The organism is Oligella sp. HMSC09E12, from assembly GCF_001808505.1.
Classification (GTDB): domain Bacteria; phylum Pseudomonadota; class Gammaproteobacteria; order Burkholderiales; family Burkholderiaceae_B; genus Oligella; species Oligella urethralis.
The window spans coordinates 1-5,941 of sequence record NZ_KV793546.1 but is presented as its reverse complement, the minus strand read 5'-3'; the positions used below and the strand labels follow the sequence as shown (position 1 = coordinate 5,941).

The 5,941-nt window shown below is 41.5% G+C and carries 4 protein-coding genes and 1 pseudogene; 3 read left to right on the top strand and 2 right to left on the bottom strand.

The window, feature by feature from the left end; genetic code table 11:
* Positions 1–150 precede the first annotated feature (150 nt).
* The gene (locus tag HMPREF3179_RS02885) at positions 151–918 is read right to left on the bottom strand and encodes a hypothetical protein (RefSeq protein WP_070469662.1); all 768 of its coding nucleotides are present in this window, start codon (positions 916–918) and stop codon (positions 151–153) included.
* Positions 919–1,065: 147 nt separating this feature from the next.
* On the bottom strand, positions 1,066–2,175 hold the full coding sequence (locus HMPREF3179_RS02880) for a hypothetical protein (RefSeq protein WP_070469661.1): 1,110 nt from the start codon (positions 2,173–2,175) through the stop codon (positions 1,066–1,068).
* A gap of 862 nt (positions 2,176–3,037) precedes the next feature.
* Here HMPREF3179_RS02880 and HMPREF3179_RS02870 point away from each other — a divergent pair.
* The 3 genes and pseudogenes from HMPREF3179_RS02870 to HMPREF3179_RS02855 all read left to right on the top strand — a co-directional run.
* Entirely contained in the window at positions 3,038–3,325 is a 288-nt protein-coding gene (locus tag HMPREF3179_RS02870) for a helix-turn-helix domain-containing protein (RefSeq protein ID WP_070469659.1), read from the top strand.
* A gap of 750 nt (positions 3,326–4,075) precedes the next feature.
* Entirely contained in the window at positions 4,076–5,446 is a 1,371-nt protein-coding gene (locus HMPREF3179_RS02860) for a flavin-containing monooxygenase (RefSeq protein WP_018025725.1), read from the top strand.
* Positions 5,447–5,695: 249 nt separating this feature from the next.
* Positions 5,696–5,941 (top strand): annotated as a pseudogene (locus tag HMPREF3179_RS02855) (hypothetical protein); the annotation flags it as partial.

The window sequence follows — 5,941 nt, the reverse complement described above, 5'->3', positions numbered from 1 at the left end:
GCATTCTTGAGTTGTGTGCGTTGGCGGTTTTGCCACGTAAATTACGGCTGTGTTCTGTGTTGGAGTTAGTGTTGCGTTTTGTGTTCATAGTCCTTATTTTGTACGTAAAAAAGCCCGCAAGGTTATTTTGCGGGCCGTGTTAGTTATATGTTATTCGATGTCTATCACATCTTCGATATTAGCCTCTGCGTAAAGCTCCTTAGCCAACCATCGGTGTCCGAAGAACTCTTTAACCTCTGCCATCGTTTCGCAAACTTTGCCGCTGAAGCGGTCGCGCTCGCCTTGCCAGCGTGTGCGTCCTATTTGATGACAAATGAATTTGCCACCCGCTGTTTTATACAGCTCTAGCTCAGTCCATCTACCAGTGCTGCCGCTGTAGCTACTACCCATCGCCTGATTATCAGTGCTAGCTACGCTAGCTAGCAATTCTCCTGTGAAACGGATATCAGGCGCATTGTCAATTTGTAGTGTAAATGTTTCCATGTCGCTGTCCTCGTCCAGATCAATGTCCTCGATCTCTTTGATCTCTAGACTTGAGTAATCAATGTCGCTGAACTCGCATGTTAAATAGTCCGTTAAGAAGCTAGTACTAACTTCCTCCCCATCCTCATCAAGTACAGTGACACCCTCGATTTTCCACACTTCGTCCATACCCTCTGTGCCTGTAGCCAAAGAATCCGGGTCGTTTTCGTCAAAATTGAAGCCCTCATTATAAGTGATGACTACATCACCTAAAGTTGAGGTTAACGTTGCTAACCCGTAAGCGTGTCTTACTTGTACAATATCCAAGCCCTCATCTTCTTGATTCCAGACTTCCTTGCTTGTAGTTATGTGCTCGATGATATCGAGGTCTTGCTTGCGAACCCAGTCGCCGTTGTTGATGAGATCTTCGAAGTGTTTGATAGTGATAGTATTCATAGTCTTAGTCCTTGTCATGCTAGTGACACCGCTAGCTTCGGCCGCAGAAGTCTTCTGCTAGAGTTGTTGTTCAACTCATTAAATGTATTATAGTGTATATACATCAGCAAGTCAAGCTTTTTATTATGATTTTTACAACAGCTGTTTTTAATCAGTTTCCCAGTAAACTAGCCCATCTTTTTCTTTTCTTGAAAACCAACAACCGTCATTAAAATCAACTAATTTCACAATAGAAAATACCGGCTCCGCCCACGCTGATAAGTAGCCGTTGCGTGCGCATTCTCTGTTTTTTGGTTGTTCTAAAAAGGCATAACCTGAGTGCAGTAAGGTGTTGGGTGTTTTTTCCCTACGTAATCCAAATTTATATAGAGCAATCGCCGCATCAAGTGCGTCTCTTTTTTTGCTATTAATTTTGACTGACTGAAGAAATCTAGCGCTTACGCTGTCAACTAAGCGATAGTCGAAAACAGCACCACCGGCAAAACGGTTTATTCCATTGTTCGCCATGTGTTCACGTAATCCACCCTTTTCACTCCTAAGCATCAAGGTAACTTCGATAGTGGCCGTAACTTCTGATGTTACTAACACTTTACGCACGCCTTTTGATGATGTGCGTTGCGAGCTTAGCGTTGCTGAGTCGCTAACCTCAATATCACGATAACCCACCGCAAATTGGATTGGAGCGCCAAATTCTCGCTCAATCGAGTGGACTAACCCACCCACCGCTGCTATTGATGGCATACCGCATGAAACAAAGCCGCTTGATACATTAGCACGGTAAACCTTGAATCTAAGTGCTACATCGTCTACAGGAGTATCCTTTTTCGGCTGTCGTGTAAAGGCATGGAACATACGTACTCTGCCACCTTGTTTTAATAGCACTTCACCGTGATTGCCGATAGCTTGCGGCGTGGGCTGTATCGTCCAAAACTTACTAGAACACCGTTGTTCTTGCAGTCGTTGATAAACTTCATGAATTAACCCGGCGCTTGGTATCGGCGCAACGGCAATGTAATCATTACGGTAAGGTAGTAAGATTTGTGTAACGCCGCTTGAGAAGCCGGGGATACGCACCGTTGTATCTGTGAATTCTTTTTTTAAATCAGCAGCATTAACTGGTAAGCTCCAGTATTTTTTGCGTAATTGTGTTGTTTTTGAAGAAACTAAATGATGCGGTATTTCCGCTGTGATATCAGCAATGAGCGATTGCTGTTTTATACGTGCGTCAAAAATCTTGACGGAATGACTACCGAGCATGGTTTTCCTTTGAAAAACATTAAGAAAGCTGCCTATACGGCAGAGAGTTGTATTTATCTAAAATACATTTTTTTAGGCTGCCTATACGGCAGAGAATTGTATTTTTGGCTACATGCTCGGTAGAGAAATTACAGCATACAATCATTAATCCACAATGTCAACCATAACTCTATAAATATTAGTCAACCCTTTTTATCATTTATTTTTGTGTACCGTAAAATGTGGTTTGTTGTACGCAAAGGGATTTATGTATTGTTGGCTGAACGCTATTTTGTGGGCACTGTATAAATCCCACATTTTTCCCACTTAACTTCCTGAAAGCTTTTGTTTTAAGTGCTTTTCGGCTCTCCCCGTGAGCACCATCAGTCAAATTTACTCCCCTTTTATTCCCTTTAAAAATCTTCAATAAGACCCATGAAATCAAAGGGTTGTGGCATTTTTGCAGCTTTTATTTCTTTAATTTTCTTTAAGTTTTTTTAGTCTTATTTTGGGCTATTTCCATAAATTTGTTGGGATCATAAACTGTTGATCCCAACACTTTATAAAATCAATAAAATGATTTATGGTTGCCTTACGGTAGAGAGTTATGCTGGGTCATTACACCTATCTGGTCGGATAAGGAGCGACAGGAGTTTATTGATTGGATTACGTGCAATCCTGAAGTTGGTGACGTTATTCCGGGTTCTGGTGGTTTACGTAAAGTACGTTGGGGAAAACAAGGCTCTGGCAAACGGGGTGGTGTAAGAGTTATCTACTTCAACCCGTCCGTAGGTGAAATAACATTACTAATAGCGTACACAAAAGCAAAATTCGACAACCTTTCTACTGAGTTTTTGCTTAAACTGAAAAATGAGGTGTCCAAATGCATGATAAAGAGATGAAACAGTTTGAAGAAGACCTTCTTCAATCCGTAAGAGAAATGAAAAACCGGAAGTTTGCTTCATCAACCAAAGTCAATGTGACAGAAGTCACTAAAGCTCGTATCAATGCAGGTTTATCTCAAGACTCTTTTGCCAAATTGATGGGGATTTCCATTCGCACCTTGCGAGAATGGGGGCAAGGTAGACGAAAACCCAGTGGTGCTGCGCAAACATTGTTAAAAATAGCTAATTGGTATCCAGAGGTATTACGTGAGTTAAACGGTGTATGACCCCCATTTTTAGGAACACCTTTTGTGGAATGATATGGATTTTAAACCGCTTTAAGTTGCGGGGGTACGCCTCCTATAGTCATGGCAGGCTGTACGTTATTCTCTGGGTCACTATATCAGGCTACACAAAGGCTCCCGTATACTCAACTTATATATCTACGGAACGATAACTGATTATGCAAAAAACACCCCAGCATGTCTCTAAGTTCGTAAGACTCTTTATTTTTTTAGTTTTTTTTATTCTTACTTTTTTATTGCTTGCCCCTATTTACTCTTGGCTTGGTGATTTGTTTCTGGCGGAAAGTGTTTTATGGTTTACCATAAAGTTCGGTTTGGGGGATGTTAGTTATTTTGGTTTTTTGGTATTAATAGCCATTAATTTGATACCAGCACTAGTAAGCTATAAGTTATTCTTGTATTTGCATTCTCGTAAATTAGCCAGTTGTGATAAATGTTATCGGTAATGATTTAGGGGATGGTTACCCTCAAACTAGCAAATCACGTTCCGTACAGTGTTTACTGGCTAGCAAATTATCCCTCATTTGAAGCATCTGCTTATGTCTGTTATAATCATCATGTTAGTATCAGTACTAGTATTGATTGATGCTATGTAATTATCTTACGCTGCAGAGATTTGCGGCGATCAGTTAGGGTGTTGTTAGTGCCCTGTCAAATTTTTTCTATTAATCAGTAATCACACGCTCTGATGTAGATAGCATAGAGCGTATAAATAATTGGTGGTATCTTATTTTGAATAAACGTAAAACGAGAATTGCTATTTTAGGTGCGGGTCCAAGTGGTTTAGCCCAACTACGTGCGTTTGAGGCGTTGCGTAAAGCAGGCGTCACCGATTTGCCAGAAATTGTCTGTTATGAAAAACAAAATGACGTGGGCGGTATGTGGAACTACACATGGCGTACAGGTCTTGATAAAAACGGCGAACCCGTGCACGGGAGTATGTACCGTTATCTGTGGTCTAACGGTCCTAAAGAGTGTTTAGAGTTTGCGGACTACTCTTTTGATCAGCATTTTGATCAACCAATTCCTTCTTATCCGCCGCGTGAGGTGCTTAAAGACTACATCATGGGACGTCTAGATAAACGTGCGATCTTTAATTATATCCGTTTCGAGTGCCCTGTACGTTGGGTGACCTTTGATGATGAAACCCAACTGTTTACCGTAACGGTAATGAATCACAAAACCGGTGAGCAAGAATCTGAAGAGTTTGATTATGTAATTGTTGCCACAGGTCATTTCTCTACTCCAAATATGCCTTATTATGAGGGTTTGGAGCAGTTCCCTGGTCGTGTTTTGCATGCTCATGACTTCCGTGATGCCTTAGAATTTGAAGGCAAGGATGTATTATTAGTGGGCGGTAGTTATTCGGCAGAAGATATTGGTTCACAATGTTATAAGTATGGTGCCAAGACAGTTACTATCAGTCAGCGCAGCGGCACGTTTGGTTATGAATGGCCTGAAAGCATTTTTGAAAAGCCGGGTTTAGATCGTATTGAAGGTAATGTGGTTTATTTTACGGATGGTAGTAGTCAGCCATTTGATGCCATTATTATGTGTACCGGCTATATTTTCCACTTCCCATTCTTACCAGATGAGCTGCGTTTGGAGACGCATAACTGTTTGTATCCAGATAACCTTTATAAGGGTATCTTTTTCCAAAGTAATCCAAAGTTGATGTACTTAGGCATGCAGGATCAGTGGTTCACATTTAATATGTTTGATACCCAAGCTTGGTATGCGCGTGATTTCATGATGGGTAAAATTGAATTGCCGGATGAAGCCACTCGTCGTAAAGACATTGACTCATGGTTAGCACGTCACGAGTTGTTGGATACGGATGAAAAGTCAATTGACTTTCAAGCAAGCTACATTCAAGATTTGTTAGAAGCAACCGATTATCCAAGTTTTCCAGTTCATGAGCAGGCTGAGTTATTCAAGCGCTGGTTACAGGATAAACAGGCTGATATCATGGGCTTTAGAAATAAGTCTTATCCTTCAGCAATTACTGGAACAATGGCAGCTCAGTTGCCAAGACCTTGGTTAGAGATTAAGGACGATTCGCTTGAAGGGTTTATGTCGTTGAAGTTTAAAAAAGCGAGCTAATCCTCAGATCGATTAAATAAAGCATTTTGCCTTATTGACTTCTATTGACAAAGGATTCCGGAGTAAGTACATCATTTTATTTACTCCGGATTTTTTGTACATAACTGGTAATTGTTCGCAGGTGCTATAGTGCTTACCAGGATCGCCATGATATAGGCAGCAAAACAGTCAGTCTGTGAATACAATTTAACTGTGGAAGCCTTGCTACTTGTTGAAGTGCGGGTTGCTTTGATGAAATAGGAGCGTGAGTTGAATCGAGCCATAGTCCAGCAGTTAAGCATTCGTCCGCTTAAGCAAGAAGAGCTAGTAGATGCCGTGGCAATGTGTGCGCAGGCCATGCGTGATAACCCATTACATATAAAGGTATTTGGGCAGACTGAAGAAAAACGCCAGCGTCGAATGCAACGTTTCTTTCCCGGGATGCTCGCCTATGTGGCGCGTAAAGGTTGCTTGTACGGCGCCTTTGTGTTTGCCCAGCGAGGTTGGCAAACCCGA